We start from the raw sequence: 22,780 nt of genomic DNA, 5'->3' as shown, positions 1-22,780 counted from the left end.
CTTTTACAGATTGACGCCGCCGAGCGGCGACTCCTAGGATGCCGGGTCTGGGTGCGGTCAGCCATGATCGCCACCCGAGGTCCGATCCGGCATGTGAGAGGAGTCCTGCTCATGCCCAGCGCGCTGATCCCTGTGCCCGAAACCATGCCCGCCCCCGCCGTCGAGGTGGCGGACGGCATGGTCGATGCACGCTGGCAGGCACGGCAGCTGGCGCAGGCCCTGCACGACGAGCTGGCCCAGCTGCTGAGCCTGGCGCTGATGCAGCTCGATGCGGCGCGCGAGCCCGACCTGCCGCATGCGCTGCAGGCCCAGCAGCGTGCCTACGAGCTGGTCAAGCAGGCGCTGCAGGCCACCCGGGATGCGGTGACCCTGCTGCAGCCCGAGCCGGTCGATGATTTGCCGGCCGCGCTGCAGGCCCTGGTGCAGCAGCTGGGCGATCGCTCCGGCCTGAGCATCCAGTTCAGTTGCGCGCTGGCTCTGCCCCGGCTGCCCGAGCCGGTCAACGCCGGCCTGCTGGCGGCGGGGCGCGAGCTGCTGGCCAATGCCTGCAAGCATGCCGGTGGGGTCGCCATCCACATCGCGCTGGCCCCTCAGAGTCAGGGCAAGGGCGTCACCCTGATCGTGCGCGACCAGGGCCTGGGCTTCGATCCCCAGCGGGCCCAGGCCGCCGCGATCGCGGCCGGCCATGGTTATGGCCTGCCGCGCCTGCATGCCCGGCTGCGGCTGCTGGGCATGGGGCTGAGCCTGCGCACCGCACCGGGCCAGGGCGTGCATGCCCAGGTCTGCTGGCCACGCCAACCCGAAGAGGACGAGTCATGACTATCCGCGTCATCGTCGCCGACGATCACCGCATCGTGCGCGAGGGCCTGGTGGCCCTGCTGCAGCGCGAGGACGATATCGAGGTGATCGCCGAGGCGCGCGACGGCATGGAGCTGGTGCGCCAGGCCCGCGAGCTGCAGCCCGATGTGGTGCTGGTCGATCTGTCGATGCCGCGCATGAACGGGGTCGAGGCGATCCGCCGCATCCGTGCCGAGCCGCTGCGCTGCAAGCTGCTGTGCCTGTCGGTGCATGAGCAGCCGCAGCAGGTGCTGGCGGCGCTGGAGGCCGGCGCCTCGGGCTATGTGTTGAAGGAGAACTCCTTCGACGAGCTGGCGCGCGGCGTGCGCCGGGTGATGGCCGACCAGATCTATCTGAGCGGCGAACTGGTCGGTCTGGTCCTGCAGGGCGGCCGTCGGCCGGCCGAGGCCGGCGAGCTGGCCCGGCTGACGCCGCGCGAGCGCGAGATGGTGCAGCTGCTCTCCGAGGGCTACACGGCCCAGCAGATCGCCCAGCAGCTGCATCTGAGCGCCAAGACCGTGGCCACGCACCGCGAGCATGTGTTCGCCAAGCTGCAGATCCAGGGCATTGCCGAGCTGACCCGCTTCGCGCTGCGCGAGGGTCTGAGCTCGCTGGATGCCCAGCCGCCGCGCGTCTGAGCGCCGCCGCCGCCCTCAGCATTTTTCCTAGCGGCAAACCCGCAGCCCTGATGGGCTTGCCTGGGCTGCAGCCCCGGCCTGATGGTTTGCCCCATCAGCCCCAGGCTGATGCAGATTCAGCCGGCGGACTATGGTGCGGTGCCGGGTCTTGACCTACCTTCTGGCTCAGGGACATCAAGGACACAGCCACCATGATCGACGCCGCCCTGGGCCAGTTGGCCGGGCAACTCAACGAGCATCTGCGCCGGCGCTTCCAGGTCAGCGAGGATCTGGCCGTGCTGTCGAATCTGCATGAGCAAAACGGCGCGCTGGTGCCCCTGGTGGCCAACAAGCTGGTGCTCTTCCTGGCCGGCATCGAGCGCGACAGCGTCGCCCACCGCAGCGGCCATGGCCAGAACCTGGGCCTGGCACCGGGCCAGCTGCAGATGCCGGCACCGGTCTATCTGAACCTGCTGGTGATGTGCGCGGCCAACTTCAGCGGCGCCAGCTACCCGGAAGCGCTCAAATTCCTGTCCGGCGCGATCAGCTTCTTCCAGACCCGGCCGGTGCTGGACCAGCACAACACGCCGGGGCTGGACAAGCGCCTGGACCGGCTGGTGCTGAACATCGAGAACCTCAGCAGCTCCGAGATGCACAGCCTCTGGGGCATCCACAGCGGCCGCTACCTGCCCTCGGTGCTGTACCGGGTGCGCATGATCAGCGTCGACGGCCAGCACATCGACGCCCGCGAGCCGCTGGTGCGCGAGCTGGACGCGCGGGGGCTGCCCTCATGAGCTCGCTGCGCTACACGCTGCTGGCCAGCGCCCGGGTCCGTCACGACTACTTCGCCGACGGCCTGGCGCGGCGGCTGCGCTTCACGCCCGATGCCGACACGCAGCAGGCGATGCGCGCCCATCAGCTGCTGCTGCGCAGCAATGGTCACGCCCTGGCCCTGCATGCACCCGAATCGGCGCTGGCGCTGCTGTGGGCCGCGCGCGCCCCGCAGGCCCTGTGCTTCACGCTGCGCTGCGAGGACCCCGGCTTTGAGCTCTATACCGAGCCGGGCACGCTGCCGCTGCTGGCGCTGCCGCTGTTCACCGGCACTGCCCGCGACGAAGCCGGCTGGCGCGCCGGACTCGGCGGCGCGGTCGAGCTGCAGCTGCAGGCCCGCCGCACGGTCTGGAAATATCTGCTGCTGGGCGATTGGCGGGAGCACAGCCTGCAGCTCGTCGATGCCGCCGCCGAGGTGCAGTTCGAGGCCCCCGGCGCCGAGGCCCTGCCCGACGGTCGTGCGGCCATCGTGATCCGCTCGCGCTCGGCGCTGGTGCTGGCCGAGCGTTCGCCCTATCGATTTCAGTTGCGTGATGCGGCCAGCCAGCCGCCCAAGCTGCTGATGCCGCGCCTGCCGGTGGCCGCCCCGCGCGGCCTGCAGCGCGAGCTCAGGCCCCAGGGCGGCAGCACCGCCATCACCGAAATTTTTGTCAGTCGCTGACCCAACCAGGAGAACCAGATGGGTGTGATGAAAACTCCGGGCGTTTACATCGTCGAGAAAAACGCCTTTCCGAACTCCGTGGTCGAGGTGGCCACCGCCGTGCCGGCCTTCATCGGCCACACGCAGATCGCCGACAACCGCAACAAGCCGCTGGCGATGAAGCCCTGGCGCATCAGCTCCATGGCCGAGTACCACCAGTACTACGGTTTCGGGCCGGTGCCGCGCTTCAATATCGTCGAGAACACCGACCCCTCGGCGCTGGACGACTTCAAGGCCGGGGGCAAGGGCTATGTGCTGCAGCAGCCGGCCGGCAAGGACGGCGGCAGCTACTTTCTCTACAGCGCGCTGCGCCACTTCTTCCAGAACGGCGGCGGCCCCTGCTACATCGTCTCGGTCGGCACCTATGAGCAAGACCTGGACCTCGACAAGTTCAAGGCCGGCATCGACGAGCTGCTCAAGGAGCAGGAGCCAACCATGCTGGTGATCCCCGAGGCGGTGCGGCTCAAGGAGGAATCGGCCTGCATCGACTTGCAGCAGGCCATGCTGGCGCACTGCGGCGACAAGATGCGCAACCGGGTCGCCATCCTCGACATCTGGGGCGGCGACAAGCCGCGCAGCGATCCCGGCGGCGATCCGGTGGCGCGTTTTCGCAATGATCTGGGCATCAACTTCCTGGACTTTGCCGCCGCCTACTACCCCTGGCTCAACACCACGGTGGTCGGCGACAAGGATCTCAGCTACGAGAACATCCTCAGCATCGATGTGCTGAAGACCCTGCTGCGGCAAGACCTGGCCCTGCCCGACGCCCTGCCCGACAACGCGCCGGCCAAGCTCAAGGAGCATGCCCAGGCGGTCGACGACATCAGCAAGGACTGGGCGGCCGACCCGCGCCAGCTCAGCGAGGACGCGATCCTGACCCACAAGACCCTGCTGAACAAGACCCTGGCGGCTACCAGCGCACTGTTCAACACCATCATCGCCGAGGCCCGCAGCAAGCTCAATCTGCTGCCGCCCAGCGCCGCGATGGCCGGCGTCTACACCATGGTGGACAACACCCGCGGCGTCTGGAAGGCGCCCGCCAATGTCAGCCTGGCCGGCGTGATCTCGCCCACCGTCAGCGTCTCGGCGGTCGACCAGGAGGAGCTCAATGTCACCACCCAGGGCAAGAGCATCAACGCGATCCGCGCCTTCATCGGCGAGGGCGTGCTGGTCTGGGGTGCCCGCACGCTGGACGGCAACAGCCTGGACTGGCGCTACATCAATGTGCGCCGCACGATGATCATGCTGGAGGAGAGCTGCCGGCTGGCCGCCAAGGCCCTGGTGTTCGAGCCCAATGTGGCCAATACCTGGGTCACGATCAAGTCGATGATCCAGAACTTCCTGACCAGCATCTGGAAGCGCGGCGGCCTGGCCGGCGCCTCGCCCGAGGACGCCTTCAGCGTCCATGTGGGCCTGGGCGAGACCATGACGCCCGACGACATCCTGGAGGGCATCCTGCGCGTGACCGTGCTGGTGGCCATGGTGCGGCCGGCCGAGTTCATCGAGATCACCTTCCAGCAGCAGATGCAGAAGTCCTGAGCTGCGCCCCACACTAAATCGCGGAGATCAATATGGCTGATGACGGCTCCAAACAATCGACCAATGTCTGGCCCCTGCCCAAGTTCTACTTCCAGGTGAAGTGGGACGCGAACGTGATGTCCTTCGAGGAGGTCTCGGGGCTGGACATCGAGGCCCAACCGATCGAGTACCGCCACGGCGACAGCCCGGTGTTCTCGTCGCTGAAGATGCCGGGGCTGAAGAAGCACGGCAATGTCACGATGAAGAAAGGCGTATTCAAGGCGGACAACAAGTTCTGGGACTGGTTCAACCAGATCAAGATGAACACCATCAAGCGCGTGCCCGTCACGATCAGCCTGCTCGACGAGGAAGGCAAGCCGACCATGGTCTGGACCCTGTCGAACGCGTGGCCCACCAAGATCACCGGCACCGATCTGAAGGCCGAGGGCAACGAGGTCGCGGTCGAAACCATAGAGATCGCGCACGAAGGCCTGACCATCGCCAATGGTTGAGCGCCGTGAGCGATCCTGTCATCCCCAAGCCGCCGCCGCTGCCGCCACCGCCGCAGCAGCGGCCACGGCTGCAGCTGCCGCCGCGGCTGGATCTGGGCATCTCCGCGGCCGGCACCGCAAGAGCCGCGGTCACCACGGTCTGGGACCCGCCGGCCAGCCAGGCCAGCTACCCGCCGGTGGCCTTCTACTTCTCGGTGCAGATCGACGGCCGCAGCGGCGACTGCTCCTTCCAGGAGGTCTCGGGCATCAGCCTGGCGATGGAGCTCGAGCCGCTGGTGGAAGGCGGCGAAAACCGCTTCATCCACCAGCTGCCCAAGGGCATCAAGCAGGGCACGCTGCGCCTGCAGCGCGGCCTGGCGATGAAGAACACCGAGCTGGTCGCCTGGTGCCGACAGGTGCTGGAGGGCGATCTGGGCCGGCGCATCGAGCTCAAGCCGGTGCAGGTCAGCCTGCTCGACGAGATGGGCCAGCCGCTGTGCGTCTGGTCCTTCGAGAACTGCTATCCGGTCGGCTGGGACATCGAGGCTTTCAACGCCGACCGCAACGAGGTCGCGATCGAGCAGATCGAGCTGGCCTACCAGACCTGTGTGCGCATGAAGTAGGCAGCCAAGGAGCGAGGCGATGACGATAGAGGTCAGGCAGATGGTGATCAAGTCCAGCGTCGGGCCGGAGGAGGCGCGCCCGCAAGACCAGGTCGCGCTTGACCCCGAAACCCTGGCCGAGCTGAAGCAGGAGATCCTCAACGAGTGCCGGGCCTGGCTGCAGGAGCAGCTGCAGCAGCAACGAGAGCGCTAGCCATGATCCCCGCCTCCGGCCAAAGGCAAGCCCTGACCCTGACCCGCTGCACCGTCAGCCAGTCCGGCTCCATCATGGTGGATCGCGGCGTCAACTACGCCTTGCAGATCAATCCTGCGGAGTTCAGCCACCAGCGCACCATCCGCTACAACACCAAGCGCGTGGTCGGCCAGATCGGCTCGCCGATGCGCTTCTCCGGCATAGACCCGGACGACATCAGCTTCACCGCCACCTTCGACGGCACCGGCGTCGTGCCGATAGGCCCGGGCCAGCCCATCGAGGTGGCCGACCAGATCGAGGCGCTGAACCGCGTGATCTACACCTACCGCGGCGAGGCCCATGAGCCCAACCATGTGCAAATCCTCTGGGGCACGATGGTGTTCTACGGCCGGCTCTGCAGCATCGGCCTGCAGTACACGCTGTTCAAGCCCAGCGGCGCGCCGCTGCGCGCCAGCGCCGAGATGGACTTCGTCGGCTTCCTCAGCGCGCCCGAGGCCGAGCGTCGCGCCAACCGTTCCAGCCCCGACCTGAGCCATTCGGTCGAGGTGCGCGAAGGCGACACCCTGCCGCTGCTGTGCCACCGCATCTACGGCGACAGCCGCTACTACCCCGAGGTCGCGCGCTTCAACGGCCTGCGCGAATTCCGCCGCCTGCGGCCGGGCCTGCGCCTGCACTTTCCGCCGCTGGCCTGAAGGAGCGACAGCATGCCCGCCTCCCCCAGCGCCAGCGCCGAAGGTCCGGTCCGCCTGGTCGTGCAAAGCGAGGGCACCGAGGTGCAGGAGCAGCTGCGCATCCTCTCGCTGACGGTGCGCCACGCGCTCAACAGCCTGCCCTGGGCGCGCCTGGTGATCGACGACGGCGACATGCCCGGCAACAAATACCCGGTCAGCGACGGCGCGCTGTTCACGCCCGGCAGCGCCATCGTGCTGCGCGCCGGCTATGGCGACAGCGATGCGCAGATCTTCAGCGGCATCGTCGTGCGCCACAGCCTGAAGATCAGCGGCGACAACCACAGCCGCCTGATCGTCGAATGCCGCGACAAGGCCTGCAAGATGGCGATAGGCCGCGTCAACGCCAAGTACCAGGACCAGACCGACAGCGACATCATCTCCGGCCTGATCGCCGCCGCCGGCCTGCAGGCCGATGTGCAGAGCACCGAGGTCCAGCAGGCCGAGCTGCTGCAGTACGACTGCAGCGACTGGGACTTCATGCTGGCGCGGGCCGACGCGATGGGCCTGCTGGTCGCGGTCGAGGACGGCAAGATCACGGTCAAGCCGCCCGATGCCTCGGCCGAGCCGGCGCTGTCTGTCACCTGGGGCGTCGATCTGATCGCGCTGCAGGCCGATATCGATGCGCGCAGCCAGCTCAAGGCCGCCCAGGCCCATGCCTGGGATCCGGCCCAGCAGGCCGTGGTCGAGAGCAGCGCGGCCGCGCCGCTGGCGCTGAACGCGCAGGGCAATCTGAGCGGCGCGACCCTGGCCGAGGTCGTCAGCCCGGACAGCTACCGGCTGCAAAGCAGCGCCGCCCTGCCCCAGGCCGCGCTGGAGCAATGGGCCAAGGCCGCCCAGCTGAAGGCGGCGCTGGCGCGGGTGCGCGGCCGCATGAGCTTCCAGGGCAGCGCGCTGGCCAAGCCGGCGACCCTGATCGCGCTGGCCGGCGTCGGCGCGCGGGTCAACGGCCCGGTCTTCGTCAGCGCCGTCCAGCACGAGATCCACGACGGCGAGTGGCTCAGCGAGGCCGAGTTCGGTCTCGACCCCGACTGGCATATGCAGCGCCCCGATGTGATGGCTGCGCCGGCCGGCGGCCTGCTGCCGGGCATCCACGGCCTGCAGATCGGCGTCGTGATGAAGCTCGACGCCGACCCCGGCGGCGAGCAGCGCATCCAGGTCAAGCTGCCGGTGCTGCAGACCGCCACCGAAGGCATCTGGGCGCGGCTGCTGCAGCTGCATGCATCCAGCGGCTTCGGCGCCTTCTTCCTGCCCGAGGTCGGCGACGAGGTCATCGTCGGCTTTCTGAGCGCCGACCCCAGCCATCCGGTCGTGCTCGGCAGCCTCTACAGCAGCAGCCGCAGCCCGCCCTACGAACTGGCCGCCGAGAACGACACCAAGGCCCTGGTGACCCGCTGCAAGCACCGGCTGGTATTCGACGAGAAGGACAAGATCATCACGCTGACGACCCCGGCCAACAACCAGATCGTGCTGGACGACAAGGACAAGAGCATCCTGATCAAGGACCAGAACGGCAACAGCATCAAGCTCAGCAGCGACGGCATCGCGCTGGACAGCCCCAAGGACATCAAGCTGACGGCCAAGGGCGGCATCACGCTGGACGCCGTCAACGCGATCGAGCTGACGTCCAAGGCCGACATCAAGGCCGCCGGCCTGAACATCAGCTGCGAGGCCCAGGTCGGCATCACGGCCAAGGGCGCGGCCACCGCCGAGCTCTCGGCCTCGGGCCAGACCACGGTCAAGGGCGCGATGGTGATGATCAACTGAAGCCGACCAGGACAGCCATGCCGCCCGCCGCCCGCCTCACCGATATGCATGCCTGCCCGATGGTCACGCCGGGGCTGCCGCCCATCCCCCATGTCGGCGGTCCCATCGTGGGCCCCGGCGTGCCCACCGTGCTGATCGGCAAGATCCCGGCCGCCGTGGTCGGCGACAACGCGGTCTGCGTCGGCCCGCCCGATGTGATCGTCAAGGGCTCGGCCACCGTGCTGATCGGCGGCAAGCCCGCCGCCCGCATCGGCGACAGCACGGCCCATGGCGGCAGCATCGTGCTGGGCCTGCCCACCGTGCTGATCGGGGGCTGACGATGAGCTTTCTGGGCCGGGGCTGGAGCTTCCCACCGCGCTTCTCGGCGCGCAGCCGGGGTGTCGAGATGGTCGAGGGCGAGGCCGATATCGCCGAGAGCCTGCGCATCCTGATGTCCACCCATGTCGGCGAGCGATTGATGCAGCCAGCCTATGGCTGCCGGCTGCGCGAGCTGGTCTTCGAGGCCGCCAACGAGCAGACCCTGACCGAGCTGCGCGACATGCTGACCAAGGCCATCCTGTTCTTCGAGCCGCGCATCACGCTGGAGTTCGTCGATGCCCGCATCAGTGATCTCGAACCCGCCTGCCTGGAGCTGAGCCTGCACTACAGCGTGCGCAGCACCAACACGCGCCACAACCTCGTCTACCCGCTGTATCTGCAGCAGGCCACCAGCCCGATGCGGGCCGATTGACGCCATGGCAGCGACCGGCACCCAGCAAAGCGAACGCCAGGCGCCGGCCCTGCGCGCCGGCTATCTGCTGCCCGACGAGCTGAGCCTGGCGCAGCGCCTGCGCCTGTCGCTGGCCCAGGCACGCGGGCTGCGCTTTGTCGAGCCCTTCGGCGCGCCGGCCGGCGACTGGGGCGAGCTGCTGGGCCGGGACCTGAGCCTGCTGCTGGCCGATGTCGCCGCCTACCCGGCCGAGGCCCATGAGGCCCGTGCGCTGGAGCATCTGCCCTGGCTCGATCTGGACGCCCGCTGGCAGCGCTGCTGGGCCCTGGTCGGGCAGCTCGATCGCTGGTGCCACGGGCTGGACGCCCATCAGTTCAGCGCCCCGCTGGCCGCCAGCCTGCAGACCCTGATCGCGCAAGAGCTGGCCCCGCTGCTGCGCCAGGGCCTGCAGCGTTTCGAGGTCCAGCGCCTGGCATGGGCGCGCCTGCATCCGGCCTGGACGGGCGCGCCCGAGGGCGAGCCGGAGCCCGACACCTCGCTGCTGCTGCGCCAGCTCTGGGTGGGCCTGTGCCGCGCGCTGCGGCGCCTGCGCAAGCTGGCCCAGGAACAGCTGGCCGACAGCCTGCGCACCCAGACCCATGAGCCGGCCGTCGGCCTGCTGCTGACGCTGCTGCAGCTGCTGCAGCAAAGCCGTGCGCCGCTCAACGACTTTCCCGAGCGCTTCAAGCATTTCTACCATCGCGAGCTGCTGGGCCTGGGCACGCGGCCGGCCTTGCCCGAGCGGGCCCATCTGCTGCTGGAGCGCGCGCCGGGCCACACCACGCTGAGCCACGGTGTGCTGCGCCTGCCGGCCGGCACGCGCTTTGGCGCCGGCAAGAATGCCCAGGGCCAGCTGATCGAGTTCGCGTCCAGCCATGAGCTGTGGCTGGGCGATGCCCGTGTCGAGGCCCTGTTGAGCCTGCGCCTGGAGCACGACCCGCTGATCTCGCCGGAACGCGAGTTCGGCTACGCCAGCCGCAGCAAGGCCCAGCGCCTGCCGGTGCTGATGGACGGCCCGGCCAGCTGGCCGATGCTGGGCGTGCAGGCCCGGCCGCAGGCCGCCGATATCGACAGCGGCGCCGATGCCGAGCTGGGTCTGGCCATCGCCTCGGGTCTGCTGGCGCTGCGCGAGGGCGAGCGCGAGATCCGTGTGCGCCTGCACGCCGACGCGCAAGACCCCGCGCCGCCGGATCTCGAGGGCTTGCAGCAGGCCTACCGCCGCCTGGCCCAGATCGAGGCCCAGCAGCATCCGCCGCGCGAGCGCGCCGGTCTGCGGCCCGCGCCATCGGACGAAGAGCGGGCGATGGCCGCCGCGACGCTGGTCCGCGGCGCGACGGCGGGCAGCTCGCTGATGCTGTGTTTTCTGCTCGCACGCTGCCTGGCCACCGAGCAGCCGGCGCTGCTGGCCCAGCGCCTGGGCCGGCTGTTCGCGGTCTGGCTCTGCAGCGCCGCCGAGCTGCGCGAGGCCGATCTGGCGGCGCTGCGCGTCCATGCGCGCCGGGTCTTGCAGGCCAACGAGGCCGGCGAAGCCGCGGTCGATGACCCGCTGTCGCTGATCTACGGCCGCCGCCCGCTGGAGCGCTCGCTGGTGTTCGACCGCGTGTTCCGTGGCCTGTGGCGCGCCCGGCTCAGCACCGAGCAGGGCTGGCTGGCGGTGGATGAGGTGTTTGCCGAGCGCGGCCCGGGCGGCGCGGTCGAGTTGAGCCTGCGCCTGCGGCCCGAGCAGCCGGCCATCGTCGCCTGCCAGGCCGCCCTCCATGGCCCGGACTGGCCGGCCCTGCCGGTGCTGCAGCTGCAGCTGCAGCCGCAGACCCGGCTGCATGCCTACAGCCTGCTGCAGCAGCTGCCGCTGCACAGCATCGCGCTGGCGGTGAAGGTGCGTGGCCTGCGCCAGCTCTGGCTGCACAACCAGCTCGGCCGGCTCGACCCCAGCAAGCCCTTCGCGCCCTTCGGACCACTGCCCGACGCCGCCTCCTATCTGGTGCTGGGCAGCCCCGAGCTGGTGGCCAAGCCGCTGCAAAGCCTGCGTCTGCATCTGCTGTGGGCCGCGCTGCCCGGCTGCGGTGGCGGTTTTGCCGAGCACTACCGCGGCTATCCGGGCGACTGGAGCAACCCGGTGTTCCGTGCGCGCTGGTCGCTGCTGGCCAATGGCCGCTGGCAGGCGGCCCAGGGCGAGGCCACGGCGCTGTTCGACAGCCTGAGCGGCCAGCGTCGCATCGCGGCGCAGCGCACGCTGGCGCTGGACGCCACCGAACTCAAGCGCTGGCACCGCGCCGAACCAGCCGGCCAGCCGGGGCAGAGCGGCGAGTTCAGCCTGGCCAGCCGCCAGGGCTTTTTCCGCCTGGGCCTGGCCGAACCGCCGGCGGCCTTCGGCCATGCGCTCTACCCGCAGCTGATGACCGAGGTGCTGAGCCGCAACAGCCGGCTCAAGCGCGCCCGCGAGCCCGAGCCGCTGCCCCGGCCGCCCTACACCCCGCAGCTGGAGCAGCTCAGCGTCGACTACGAAGCCAGAGAGCTGATCGGCCTGCTGACGGCCGAGGCCGATCAGCCCGGTGCCAGCCAGCTGTTCCAGCAAGGCCCGTTCGGCCGGGAGCGCTTGCTGCCCGGGCAGCGCGGCCACCACTGGCTGCCGCGCCTGCAGGCCGACGGCCAGCTCTTCATCGGTCTGCGCGCCAGCGAGCTGCAGGGGCCGCTGTCCCTGCTGTTTAGGCTGCGCGCCGAACAGGCCGCCGATGCGCCGGACGCGCAGCGCCCGCGGCTGCGCTGGGCCGCCTGGTGCGGCGATGCCTGGCGCTGGCTGGACCCCCAGCGCCTGCTGCACGACGGCACCCAGGGCCTGTTGCGCAGCGGCCTGATGGTGCTGGACCTGCCGGCCGATCTGAGCCGCGGCTGCCCGGCCCTGCCCGGGCCCGAGCTGTTCTGGCTGCGCCTGAGCGCCGACTGGGGCTTCGAGCTGCTGGCCGGCTTCCAGGGCGTGCAGGCCCAGGGCCTGGAAGTGCTGCGGCTGGGCGCGGCGCCGCCGGGCGAGCCGGCGCTGCCCCCGGGCCGCATCAAGAACAGCCTGCAGCCCATCGCCGGGCTGGGCAACGTGCGCCAGGTCGACGGCGCCTTCGGTGCGCGCGCGGCCGAGGACGACGCCGCGCTGCATGTGCGCGCGGCCGAGCGCCTGCATCACAAGGGCCGGGCCGCGACGGTCTGGGACGTCGAGCGCCTGGTGCTGGACGCCTTCCCCGAGGTCATCAAGGTGCGCTGCCTGGGCAGCCGGGGCGCGCTGCGGGTGGTGGTGGTCGCCGCGCCGCCGCCCGACGCGCCGGCCGATGCCGCGCCACGGCTGGATGCGGCGACGCTGGCCCGCATCCAGGCCTACCTGAGCGCGCGCAGCAGCCCGCACCTGAGCCTGACGGTGCGCAACTGCGCCTATGCCCGCGTACAGCTGCGCTGCGCGCTGAGCCTGGTGGCCGGTGTGCCGGCCGGCAGCACGCTGCGCCGTCTCAATCTGGACCTGCTGGACTATCTGTCGCCGTGGCGGCCGGGCGGACGCGGCGTGCAGTTCGACTGGCGCCTGCATGCCGAGGAGCTGGAGGCCTTTGCCCGCGCCCGGCCCGAGATCGCCTCCATCGGCGCGATCTCGCTGCTGCACATCACACAGGACGATGCTGGCTGCTACCGGCTCGGCGACAGCGCCAGGCTGGGCAGCCGCGAGATCGCGGCCAGGCGCGGCTGGACCCTGCTGCTGCCGATGCGCCGCCATCTGCTGGAGCTGCAGACCGCGCCCGGCGAGCGCCGCGCCCGCGTGACCGGGCTGGCGCGGCTGGCGCTGGGCAGCAGCTTCATCATCGGCGGGGGTGTCAAACCATGACACGTCGCAATCGCGAGACGCTGAAGAACTATTTCCGCGAGGGCCAGCTGCCCAACGAGGACCATTTCGCCGACCTGATCGACTCCATGCTCAATATGAGCGACGAGGGTTTTCGCAAGACGGTCGAGCGCGGCGAGGAGATCTATGCGCCGGTGGGCCATGACGCGCTCCTGAGCTTTCTGCGCGACCAGAACCCCGACAGCGTGCTGTGGCGCGTGGCGCTGAGCCGCGCGCGCGATCAGCTGCTGCTGCAGCGCGGTGGCTCGGCCGGCGACGGCGCGAGCGCGCCGCTGCTGTGCCTGGACGCCGACCAGGACAGCGGCCAGCGCGTCGGCATCGGCACCGCCGACCCGCAGGACATGCTGGACGTGCAGGGCACGGTGCGTAGCAGCGGCCGGCGCGGCAGCGACCCGCGCAGCGCGCCCGAGCCGCTGCTGGCCAACGGCCAGTGGCAGGACCTGACCGACGATCTGCAGGGCTGCCAGGGCTTCGAGGTGATGGCCGGTGTCGGCCAGAAGGGCTCGGGCCGTTTCGCGCTGCTGCAGGCGGTGGCGCTGAACACCTACAACCCCAGCTGGGGCTGGCTGGACTTCCTCAATCGCAAGCGCGGCATCCGCAGCACCCAGGCCTTCTGGGGCCGGCGCTGCGACCGCCTGCAGCTGCGCTGGCACGGCGGCGACGACAAGGGCGACAAGGGCGACAAGAACGCGAAGAGCGTCAAAAGCGGCCGCGACGCCAGCTACCGGCTGCAGATCCGCACCGGCTGCGACTTCGGTGACAAATGCCTGATCAGCGCGCAGCTGACCCAGCTCTGGTTCGATCCGCATATGGAGGCCTGTCAGCGATGAGCATGCGGCCGCAGACCATCGCGCGCAAGCCGCCGCCGCAGCCGCAGCAATCGCCCGGCGGCCCGGCGCTGGACTTCGAGGCCTTGCGCAGCGCCGGCATCGCGCTGGCCCAGGCCGCCAGCGGCCAGCTGTGGACCGACTACAACCTGCACGACCCCGGCGTCACCCTGCTGGAGGCGCTGTGCTACGCGCTGACCGAGGATGTCTACGGCGCCCAGCAAAGCGTGCCCGAGCTGCTGGGCTGGCCCGAGGGCCAGGTCTTGCCCGAGCGCCATGGCCTGCACCGGCCCGAGCGTATCCTGCCCTGCCGGCCTGTCACCGCGGCCGACTACCGCCGCGCGCTGCTGGCCCGCTGCCCCGGCGCCCTGCAGCTGCGGCTGCAGCCCTGCGAGCAGGGACTGCCCGGGCTGTGGCGCCTGGCCCTGCTGGCCCAGGAGGGCCAGATCGACGCGGCCCAGCGCGCGTTCTGGTCGCTGCGCAACCTGGGCGAAGACCTGGACGGCGCCGTGCGGCGGCTGCAGCCCCGGCCACACCGCCTGGTGTTCGAGATCGATGTCGAGGGCCCGCGCGAGCTGGCCGAGCTGCTTGGCGAGCTCGCGCAGCGCGCGGCCGACTTCATCGCCGCACGGCCGCGCTGGCGGCCGGCCGACACGGCGCTGGACCCGGCACTGCGCTTCGACGGACCGGCCCTGCCCCAGGGCTGGATCAGCGATGCCGAGCTGCAGCGCGGCGAGCAGGCGCTGCTGTACTTCAGCGATCTGGTGCTGGCCCTGCAGGGCATCGAGGGCCTGGCCTCGGTGCGGCGCCTGCAGCTGCTGGGCGACGGCGAGGGGGCGGTCGACCCCGGCGCCGATGCCGTGCCCTGGGGCGATGAGGCCGGCGCGCTGTGCCTGCAGTGGCCGCGCCGCGCCGAAGACCTGATGGACTGGGTGGTCTGGCGCGGTGCGGCGCGCGAGACCCTGCCCGCGCAGAATCTGCTGCGCCGCCTGGCCCAGCTGCAGGTGGCCCACGAGCACCCACTGCCCGGCCTGAGCCAGGCGGCGCTCGGCGCTGCGGTGGCTGGCGTGGCGCCGCCCGAGCACCCGCCCTACTATCCGGCCCTGCTGCAGCTGCCGGCGATCTATGCCCATCCCGAGAGCCTGGGCGAGCAACGCCACCGCAGCCACAGCCGCAGCGGCCAGCACGCCCAGTGGCTGGCCTATATGGCGCTGCTGGAGCAGTGGCTGGCCCATGGCCAGGCGCAGCGCCAGCGGCTCGGTGCGCTCTACAGCCTGGCGGTTGAAGCAGCGCCGAGCTATTGGTGGCAGCCGCTGGGTGAGTCTCATCTGGAAGGCTTGACAGCGCTGCAGCTGCAGACGCCCGCCGAGCAGCTGACGGCCCTGCAGGCCGAGGACGATGCGCTGGAGCGGCGCGGCCGCGTGCTGGACCAGTTGCTGGCCCTGCACGGCGAGGCCCTGCCGCAGAGCGGGCTGCGCGGCCTGCCTTGCTACTTCAGCCCCGGCGGCTTCGAGCAGCATCTGCTGCGGCTCAAGCAGACGCTGGCGGCCGGCATCGAGCGCTTCACCCGCGAGCGCCATGCCGGCTTCGACTACAGCCGGCCGAGCTTCGGCCTGATCGGCAACACCGCGCCGCTGCAGGAACGCCTGAGCCTGCAGCTGGGTTTTGCCGAGCACCACAGCCGCTCGCTGATGGCACCGCTGCGTGAGCGGGGCTTGAGCGTGAGCGAAGACACCGAGCCGCCCAAGGTCTTGCGGCAGCCCGGCCCGGGCCTGAGGCCCATGCAGCTGTTCGCCGACGCGCCACGGCGCGAGGACCTCGCCGACAAGCCCTTATGGAAACCCGGCGACCGCCTGGATCCCGCGCTGCTGCGCTGCGCCGTCCATGCCAGCCGCTACCAATGGCAAGAGCAAAGCAAGCTGCTGTGGCTGGGCCCCGACGAGCAGCAGCGCTGGTGGCCGCTGGGCCGGCAGGCCGATGCGGCGGCCGCGCAAGACCTGGCCCTGGCCCTGCACGGCTTTGCCTGCGGCCTGCAGCGGCGCTGCGAGGGCCTGCATCTGCTTGAGCATCTGCTGCTGCGGCCCCAGGGCGAGGTGCCCTTGCCCCCCGATGTGCCGGACGACTTCTATGCGCAGCAGCTCAGCGTGGTGCTGCCGGCCTGGACCGCGCGCGGCGCCGACCCGCGCTTTCGGACCCTGGCCGCGCAGACCGTGGCCGAGCTGGCGCCGGCCCATCTGCAGACGCACTGCCTGTGGCTGCAAGCCGAGGCGCTGCAAGCCTTCGAGCTGGCCCTGCAGGGTTGGCTGCTGGCCAAGCGGGCGCTGTGCGAGAGCCTGGCTGGCGACGGCGCGCTGGACCCGGCCGCGCAACGCCGGCTGGACTCGCGCGCCGCCGTGCTGCGCCGGCTGCTGTGGCAGCAGATCTCGCGCGAGGCCCCGCCATGAGGGCCGTGATCGACAGCCTGGTCTGGGATGCCCGCTTCGCCAGCGAGGGCCTGGCCTGGCAGCAGCAGGAGCGCCTGCGCCGCTTTCTGCGCGGCCCGGGTCTGCGCACGCTGCAGGCGCGCCTGCAGGCGCAGATGCCGGCCGACGGCCGGGTGCTGCACATCGACAGGCTGGAACTGGACCTGGGCCGCTTCACACCCGATGCGCCGCTGCGGCAATGGGCCGAGCGCCTGGACGGCGCGCTGCTGCAGGCCTTGCAGCGCCTGCCCGGCAGCGGCCGCTCGCGCGACGCGCATGAGCTGGCGCAGTTCAGCCACTATCTGCAGCAGGGCGCGCTGCCCTGGTCGGCACGTTCGGCGCAAGACCTGGCCGGCTGGCTGGCGCGGCTGGCGCGCCGCCATGGCCCGGGCCTGTGGGAGGCCTTGCAGCGCCTGGCACCCGGCGAGCAGGTGCTGCAGAGGCTGGCGCTGATCACGCCGCATGGCGGGCTGCAGGCCCTGATCGCCGTGCGCGCGCCCGAGCTGGCCGCCGCACTGGAGCTGCTTGATGCGCAGTGGCTGAACCCGCTGCAGGCACGGGGCCGCCTCAGCCTCTACCAGCGCCAGCGCCTGCAGCAGGCGCTGCGGGTGGCCGGGCTGCGCGCGCTGTGGGGCGGTGCGACGCTGGCCGGGCCACGGCTGCAGGGGCTGATCCAGGCCCTGATCCAGGCCCATGCCGAGCTGCTGGGCCCGGCCTGGGCGGCGCTGGCCAACGGCCTGCCCCGGCCGACGCGCCCCCGCTCGGCGCTGGCCCGGCAGCTGCTGCAGGCGCTGTGGCCCGACAGCGTCGATGAGCACTCGCCCACCGTGACGCCGCAGCAGCGCCGCCGCAGCCCGCTGCTGGCCGCCGCGCTGGCGCAGCTGGACGAGGCCTTGAACAGCGGTCGCGCCCAGGACGGCGCAAGGCTGCAGCGCCTGTTGCTGGGTCTGGCTCAGCAGCTGCCGCAGGAGCTGCCGCTGCTGCTGCGCGCCTGGGCCCGCGAGGGCCGGCGCCGGCGCGGCTGGGCGGCCAGCCTGGCGCCGGCCGGCCTCGGGCTGGTGATGCATCTGATGCAGGCTCCCGAGCCCGCCAGCGCGCCATCGAGCGTGCCGTCCTGCGCGCCGAGCTGGATGGAGTCGCTGCGCCAGTTCGCGCTGCGCATGCTGGCGCGCCCGGACAGCCCCCCGCTGACCCTCAGCGCTCTGCAGCAGCATCTGCTGGACCACAGTCTGCAGACCCTGGCCGAGACCGGCCGGCTGCCGCAGACCCATGCCGGCTGGCAGGCGCTGTGGCAGCAGGGCTGGCAGCGCCTGCAGCAGGACGGCGCCGGGCCGGCCGCAGCCGCGACAGCGCCCGCGCCGGACTGGGGCAGCCAGCTCGATGCCTTGCTGGCCGCCGCGCCGCAGCGCTGGAGCGCGGCCCAGCGCCTGCAGTTCAACCGCCTGCTGGAGCGCGAGTCCGATGCCGAACGCTGGCTGGCCCGCTACCGCCCGGCCCAGCGCTGGGCCTTGCTGAACCAGGCTGCCGGTGGCGAGGCGGCGACCTTGCAGGCCTGCAGCGGCCTGCTGCAGCGGGCCTTGCAGGCGCTGCAGCCGCAGGCCAAGGCGGCCGACACCGAGCGCCAGCACTGGCGCTGGCTGCTGCGCCCCTTGCTGGTCGAGGGCCAGGCGCCCCGTCCCGAGACCCTGGTGCGCCGCTGGGCGATGCAGCTGCACCGCGCGCTGCCACAGGGCTCGCTGGCGCGCTGCTTCGCACGACTGGACCGGGTGCTGGCGGGTCTGAGCGCCTGGGCCGACCCGGTGCTGGCGCGGCTGCGCCGGGGCCTGCGTCGAGCGCCCAGCCGGGCCGAACACTATGAGCTGGGCCTGCGGGCGGACCGGCCCGATCGGCCGCTGACTCCGCCACCGTTGGCAAGACCCGACCCCACTGCCAGCGAGGGCCCGATCTATATCGCCGACGCCGGCCTGGTGATGCTGGCCGCCTATGCCGAGCGCCTGTTCGGCCGGCTGGCGCTGCTGGAGGCCGGGCGCTTCAAGAGCCCGGCCGCGCAAAGCCTGGCAGTCGCCGCGCTGGGCTATCTGGCCGCCGGCCACGAGCTCGGCCATGGGGTCGGCAGCGAGGCCGAGCAGGTGCTGGCCAAGCTCTTGTGCGGCGTGCCGCCGGCCCAGGTGCTGCCGGCGCCCGAGCCGCTGGACGAGGAGCGGCGCGCGCTGCTGGATGCCTTGCTGGGCGCGGTGATCGCGCACTGGAAGGCGGTCGGCAACACCTCGGTCGAGGGCCTGCGCCAGAGCTTTCTGCGCCGCGGCGGTCGGCTCAGCCGCAAGCCCGGCGATGCCGACGAGCAGGCCTGGCGGCTGCTCGTTGAGCCCAAGCCCTTCGACCTGCTGCTGGACCGTCTGCCCTGGTCGTTCTCGACGATCAGATTGCCCTGGATGACAGGAGTGCTGCATGTCGACTGGCGCTAGCACCGCATTGCAGGCCCGGGCCTTGGCCCTGGAACTGGACTGGCTCGGCCAGGTCCTGAGCCTGCGCCTGGAACAGCACTTCCAGCAGAGCGAGGCCGGCTTCGAGGACGCGCCGCCGCCGCCCGGTCTGCCGCCGGGCAGCGAGCTGGCGCGCCTGGTCGAGAGCTTGCAGCTGGGGCCGGCCGAGCGGGCGGTGCTGGCGCTGGCCCTGCTGCCGCATCTGCGTCCGGCCGCGCTGGACCTGCTGTTCATGCGCAACAGCAATCTGGAGCGCGGCTTCACCGAGTTCGGCGGCATCAAGGGCCAGGCCCATGGCGGCTTTCTGCCGACCGGCGAGACCGCCGCCTTTCTGATCGCCGGCGAGGACTTGCAGCGCCGCATCGCGCTGCTGGCGCTGTTCGATGCCGAGCATGGGTTCGCGCGCCAGGGCCTGCTGAAGCTGGACAACCCGGCCGGCGGTGAGCCCCAGCTCAGCGGCGCGCTGCAGCTCAGCGCCGAGGCGCTGCAGCGCCTGGCCACCGGGGTCTGGCACAAGCCCGACTACAACGCGCAGTTCCCCGCCAAGCTGATCAGCAGCACGCTGGGCTGGGACGATCTGGTGCTGGCGCCCGAGGTGATGGACGAGGTGAACCAGGTCTGCGCCTGGATGCGCGAGGGCCAGCACCTGATGCAGGACTGGGGCCTGGCACGCGCGCTCAAGCCCGGCTACCGGGCGCTGTTCTACGGTCCGCCCGGCACCGGCAAGACCCTGACCGCCACGCTGATCGGCCAGGCCGCGCAGGTCGATGTCTACCGCATCGACCTGTCCATGGTGGTGTCCAAGTACATCGGCGAGACCGAGAAGAATCTGGCCCGGGTGTTTGATCAGGCGCAGAGCCGGCGCTGGGTGCTGTTCTTCGACGAGGCCGATGCCTTGTTCGGCAAGCGCAACAGCAATACCCAGAGCGCCAACGACCAGCATGCGAACCAGGAGATCGCCTATCTGCTGCAGCGGGTCGAGGACTTCCCCGGCACCGTGATCCTGGCCTCGAATCTGCGCAGCAATATCGACGAGGCGTTTGCGCGGCGCTTCCAGTCGATGATTTACTTCCCGCTGCCCGATGCCGAGCAGCGGCTGCGGCTGTGGCGCGGCATGCTGGCGCCGCAACGGCTGTCGGCCGAGGTTAAGCTGGACGAGATCGCCGAGCGCTACGAGCTCTCCGGCGGCGCGATCGCCAATGTGTTGCGCTATGCGGCGCTGCTGGCACTGCGCCGGCGCAGCGAGCAGATCAGCGCCGCCGAGCTGCGCCAGGGCCTGCTCAAGGAGTTGCGCAAGGAAGGGAGGACCTTGTGAAGCGCCGCTACCTGCTTTGCGCCCTGCTGCCGGCCTTGATCGCGGCATCAGCGGCCGAGGCGCCGCTCATCGCCCCCGCCAGCGCCCCCTCCACCGCACCCATCAGCGCGCCCATCAGCGCGCCGGCCCCGGCCGCCTCGCGCGCGCTGAGCCAGTTGCAGGAGCCGCTGCAACTGGACAGCGCCGCGTTTCGTCTGCCTGCGGCCCTGCTGGAGCGCCCCTATCGCCGCCCGCTGCATGCCCAGGGCGGTCGTCCGCCCTATCGCTTCGAGCTGGCCGACGGGGCTCTGCCCGAGGGCATCGCGCTGTCCCCGCTGGGGGTCTTGCAGGGCACGGCCGACAAGCCGGGCAGCCATCGCTTCACGGTGCGCCTGATCGACGCGCTGGGCGAGCAGACGCAGCAGCGCTATCTGCTGGCGGTCGTGCAGGTCCGGCCCAAGGCAGCGGCTGCGGCCGCCAGCGCGGCGAGTGGCAGCCCCAAGCCGCTGACGACACTCTCGGCCGAGGACATGCTCGCGCTGCCGCCGGCACGGCCGCTGGCCCAGGCCTACCGGCTGATGCCGGCGGTGCTGGACATCCTGCTGCCGGCCGAGAGCGTCGAGGACGGCAGCCTGCCGGTGCCTCCGGCGGAGCCGGCGGCCAGCGCGAGCCAGGTGGGTGGTGCGGCGGGCGGTACGGGGGGCAGCGCTGCGCCCCTGCCCCCGCTGCCGGTCAACCTGGGCGCGGAGCAGGCCGAGCAGCTGAAGCTGCTGCTGAAGCCGCTGACCGCGCTGGAGTACCCGACGCGCGAGACCTTCGAGGCCGCACTCGATGCCCGGCTCTGCGCCTACAGCCGCATGCTGAGCCTGCAGGCAGCCGCCAAGCAAGGCCTGACCCCGCCCAGCGAGGCCCAGTTCGCCGCCGCCTGCCCGCCCGACTGGGCGGCCGTGGCCAAGGCCAAGCCGGTCAGCGGCCCGCCCAGCTGGCAGCAGCTGCCGCAGACCATCATGCCGGCGGCGCTGCGCCACTGGCTGGTCGAGGCGGCCCGGCACGAACATGAACTCAAGCTCGACCCGCCCATCGTCTGGGACGGTGCCGGCTGCGGCTGTGTGCGCGAGGATCTGTCGGGCCAGGTCTATGGCTTTTATCCGCTCTGGTGGGCCGAGGGCAAGGCGCAGCAGATCGACTTCAGCCTGCTCAGCCGCATCAGCGTGCTGGGCTTGCCTTTTTCCAACAGCCCGGGCGACGATCTCGCGCCGGACGCCCACGAGCGCTGGACCCTGGCCCAGACCAATTTCATCCGCACCGCGCAGCGCCACGGCACGGCGCTGGACCTGGTGATCTATCGCAATGACTGGCGCTTTCTGCAGGTGCAGCCGCCGGCCGCTCGCGAGGCCCAGATCGAGCAGGCCCTGCTGCAGCTGCCGCAGCAGGCACGCCGCCTGATCGACGCACCGCTGCCCGACTGGCTGTCGCGCGCCAAGGCCTGGCTACCCGGCTTCGGCCAGGCCCAGCATCTGGGCGACGGCATCACGATCTTCTTCGACGAGTTGCCGCCGGCCGGCGCCCAGCCGCTCTGGCGCCAGGCCTTCAAGGATTTCCATCGCCGCTTCGTGCTGGCGGTGATCGAGCAGCTGCGCGCCAATCCCAAGCGCCGGTACGCGCTGAATCTGGTGGTCGGCGATCGCCAGCTCAGCGAGCCGGGCGCCGTGGCCGGCCTGTTCGAGCTTCTGAAGGCGGCCGAGGACCCGCATCTGATCAATGGCCGCATCGAGGAGAGCACCGCCGTCTACAGCAGCGCCACCAACGTCACGCTGCGCGTCCTCGTGCTGCTCAGCGAGCCCAGCGCGCTGAGCAAGAAGCAGCTGCGCGGCCGCATCGAGGCCGAGCCGGCGCTGCAGGGCATAGACCGGCGCATCTTCCTGCGCAAGCTCATCCCGATGATCTCCATCGGTATGCCGGAGGCCGAGAGCCAGCAGTTCGCCGACGATCTGGTGTACTTCGAGGACAACTTCGGCGGTGTCGGTTTCTGGCCGCTGCCGATGGCCGGCGAGACCGTCAGCCCCGGCATGAGCGCGGCGCTGCGCACCGCCTTCAGCGGCGCCGCCGCCGACAGCGCGACCCGACCGATCTGCGACTGGGCCTGCGAGAACCGCTGGCCGCTGCGGGCACTGTTCCATCTGCTGCTGCTGAGCGGTGCGATCTGCCTGGCGCTGCTGCTGTGGAACTGCGCCTGGCGCGCGCGCTGGGGCCGCTATCTGCCGCTGGGCGGCATCCCGGTGGTGCTGGTCGGCGCCCTGCTGCTGAACTGCGACCCGCAGCTGCGCGCCCTGCGCGACGGCACCGGGCTGATGTGGACCGTGATCGCAATCCTGTTTGTCGCGGCCCTGTGGGCCGTGCTGAAACCGAAGGTGGAGAAACCATGAAAACCCTCGCCGCACCGAAGAGCCAGACCGCACAACGCGCTGCTGCAGCCGCCGCCCATGCCGGCCATAGCAGTGCCTCAGCCGCCTCGACCAGCCCGCGCCAGAGCGCCCAGGGCGCCCAGATCGCGCAGCTGCAAGCCCTGAGCACCGGCGCGCCGGTGCAGCGGGTCGAGGGCGACCGCAAGACCAAGGGCTTCAACCGCGGCAAATCGCACTCGACCACCACGCCCAGCGGCAAGACCACCTCGCACAAGCCCGGCAAGGGCCGCGAGGAAGACCCGCGCAAGAGCGCCGCCAAGAACCGCCGGCGCGACCGCATGCTGGCGGCGAATGTGGCGAATTCGCAGAACAAGTAGGC

Annotated in this window: 19 protein-coding genes; all 19 read left to right on the top strand. The window is 71.0% G+C overall.

Annotated elements, in window-relative coordinates; all coding sequences use genetic code 11:
* Positions 1 to 144: 144 nt before the first annotated feature.
* Positions 145 to 819 (top strand): sensor histidine kinase, encoded by a 675-nt coding sequence (locus ABGI63_RS14100; protein WP_349743016.1) that lies wholly within the window; start codon positions 145 to 147, stop codon positions 817 to 819.
* Positions 816 to 1,475 (top strand): response regulator transcription factor, encoded by a 660-nt coding sequence (locus tag ABGI63_RS14095; RefSeq protein ID WP_349743015.1) that lies wholly within the window; start codon positions 816 to 818, stop codon positions 1,473 to 1,475. Before ABGI63_RS14100 ends, ABGI63_RS14095 begins: the two co-directional genes overlap by 4 nt.
* A gap of 191 nt (positions 1,476 to 1,666) precedes the next feature.
* On the top strand, positions 1,667 to 2,248 hold the full coding sequence (locus tag ABGI63_RS14090) for a Pvc16 family protein (protein WP_269840255.1): 582 nt from the start codon (positions 1,667 to 1,669) through the stop codon (positions 2,246 to 2,248).
* Entirely contained in the window at positions 2,245 to 2,946 is a 702-nt protein-coding gene (locus ABGI63_RS14085; protein ID WP_349743014.1) for a hypothetical protein, read from the top strand. The genes ABGI63_RS14090 and ABGI63_RS14085 overlap by 4 nt, the downstream gene beginning before the upstream one ends.
* 18 nt (positions 2,947 to 2,964) lie before the next feature.
* Positions 2,965 to 4,524, top strand: coding sequence for a phage tail sheath family protein (locus ABGI63_RS14080; protein WP_349743013.1), 1,560 nt, complete (start codon positions 2,965 to 2,967; stop codon positions 4,522 to 4,524).
* Positions 4,525 to 4,556: 32 nt separating this feature from the next.
* Positions 4,557 to 5,015, top strand: a complete 459-nt coding sequence (locus ABGI63_RS14075; protein ID WP_349743012.1) for a phage tail protein — start codon at positions 4,557 to 4,559, stop codon at positions 5,013 to 5,015.
* A 5-nt stretch (positions 5,016 to 5,020) separates the two neighbouring features.
* Positions 5,021 to 5,617, top strand: coding sequence for a phage tail protein (locus ABGI63_RS14070; protein ID WP_349743011.1), 597 nt, complete (start codon positions 5,021 to 5,023; stop codon positions 5,615 to 5,617).
* Between the two features lie 19 nt (positions 5,618 to 5,636).
* Positions 5,637 to 5,810: a DUF5908 family protein gene (locus ABGI63_RS14065; protein WP_349743010.1), complete on the top strand. Its 174-nt coding sequence runs from the start codon at positions 5,637 to 5,639 to the stop codon at positions 5,808 to 5,810.
* 2 nt (positions 5,811 to 5,812) lie between these two features.
* Entirely contained in the window at positions 5,813 to 6,502 is a 690-nt protein-coding gene (locus ABGI63_RS14060) for a CIS tube protein (protein ID WP_137942036.1), read from the top strand.
* 12 nt (positions 6,503 to 6,514) lie between these two features.
* A complete protein-coding gene (gene vgrG / locus ABGI63_RS14055; RefSeq protein WP_137942035.1) occupies positions 6,515 to 8,305 on the top strand; it encodes a type VI secretion system tip protein VgrG in 1,791 nt (596 codons plus the stop codon).
* Between the two features lie 17 nt (positions 8,306 to 8,322).
* Positions 8,323 to 8,622 carry a PAAR domain-containing protein gene (locus ABGI63_RS14050; protein ID WP_137942034.1) on the top strand — a complete coding sequence of 100 codons (300 nt, stop codon included), beginning with the start codon at positions 8,323 to 8,325 and terminating at the stop codon, positions 8,620 to 8,622.
* Between the two features lie 2 nt (positions 8,623 to 8,624).
* Positions 8,625 to 9,035: a GPW/gp25 family protein gene (locus ABGI63_RS14045; RefSeq protein WP_349743009.1), complete on the top strand. Its 411-nt coding sequence runs from the start codon at positions 8,625 to 8,627 to the stop codon at positions 9,033 to 9,035.
* A 4-nt stretch (positions 9,036 to 9,039) separates the two neighbouring features.
* A complete protein-coding gene (locus tag ABGI63_RS14040; RefSeq protein WP_349743007.1) occupies positions 9,040 to 12,912 on the top strand; it encodes a baseplate J/gp47 family protein in 3,873 nt (1,290 codons plus the stop codon).
* Positions 12,909 to 13,760, top strand: coding sequence for a hypothetical protein (locus ABGI63_RS14035; protein WP_349743006.1), 852 nt, complete (start codon positions 12,909 to 12,911; stop codon positions 13,758 to 13,760). The genes ABGI63_RS14040 and ABGI63_RS14035 overlap by 4 nt, the downstream gene beginning before the upstream one ends.
* Positions 13,757 to 16,201 (top strand): hypothetical protein, encoded by a 2,445-nt coding sequence (locus ABGI63_RS14030; protein ID WP_349743005.1) that lies wholly within the window; start codon positions 13,757 to 13,759, stop codon positions 16,199 to 16,201. Before ABGI63_RS14035 ends, ABGI63_RS14030 begins: the two co-directional genes overlap by 4 nt.
* A complete protein-coding gene (locus tag ABGI63_RS14025; protein ID WP_349743004.1) occupies positions 16,198 to 18,684 on the top strand; it encodes a contractile injection system tape measure protein in 2,487 nt (828 codons plus the stop codon). The genes ABGI63_RS14030 and ABGI63_RS14025 overlap by 4 nt, the downstream gene beginning before the upstream one ends.
* Positions 18,668 to 20,017, top strand: a complete 1,350-nt coding sequence (locus ABGI63_RS14020) for an ATP-binding protein (RefSeq protein ID WP_349743003.1) — start codon at positions 18,668 to 18,670, stop codon at positions 20,015 to 20,017. The genes ABGI63_RS14025 and ABGI63_RS14020 overlap by 17 nt, the downstream gene beginning before the upstream one ends.
* Positions 20,014 to 22,422, top strand: a complete 2,409-nt coding sequence (locus ABGI63_RS14015) for a putative Ig domain-containing protein (protein ID WP_349743002.1) — start codon at positions 20,014 to 20,016, stop codon at positions 22,420 to 22,422. Before ABGI63_RS14020 ends, ABGI63_RS14015 begins: the two co-directional genes overlap by 4 nt.
* A complete protein-coding gene (locus tag ABGI63_RS14010) occupies positions 22,419 to 22,778 on the top strand; it encodes a hypothetical protein (RefSeq protein ID WP_349743001.1) in 360 nt (119 codons plus the stop codon). Before ABGI63_RS14015 ends, ABGI63_RS14010 begins: the two co-directional genes overlap by 4 nt.
* Positions 22,779 to 22,780: the final 2 nt, after the last annotated feature.

Source organism: Roseateles cavernae (assembly GCF_040187885.1).
GTDB lineage: Bacteria > Pseudomonadota > Gammaproteobacteria > Burkholderiales > Burkholderiaceae_C > Roseateles_E > Roseateles_E cavernae.
Note: the sequence above shows the minus strand (reverse complement) of the source record. Positions and strands in the feature narration are given on the sequence as shown.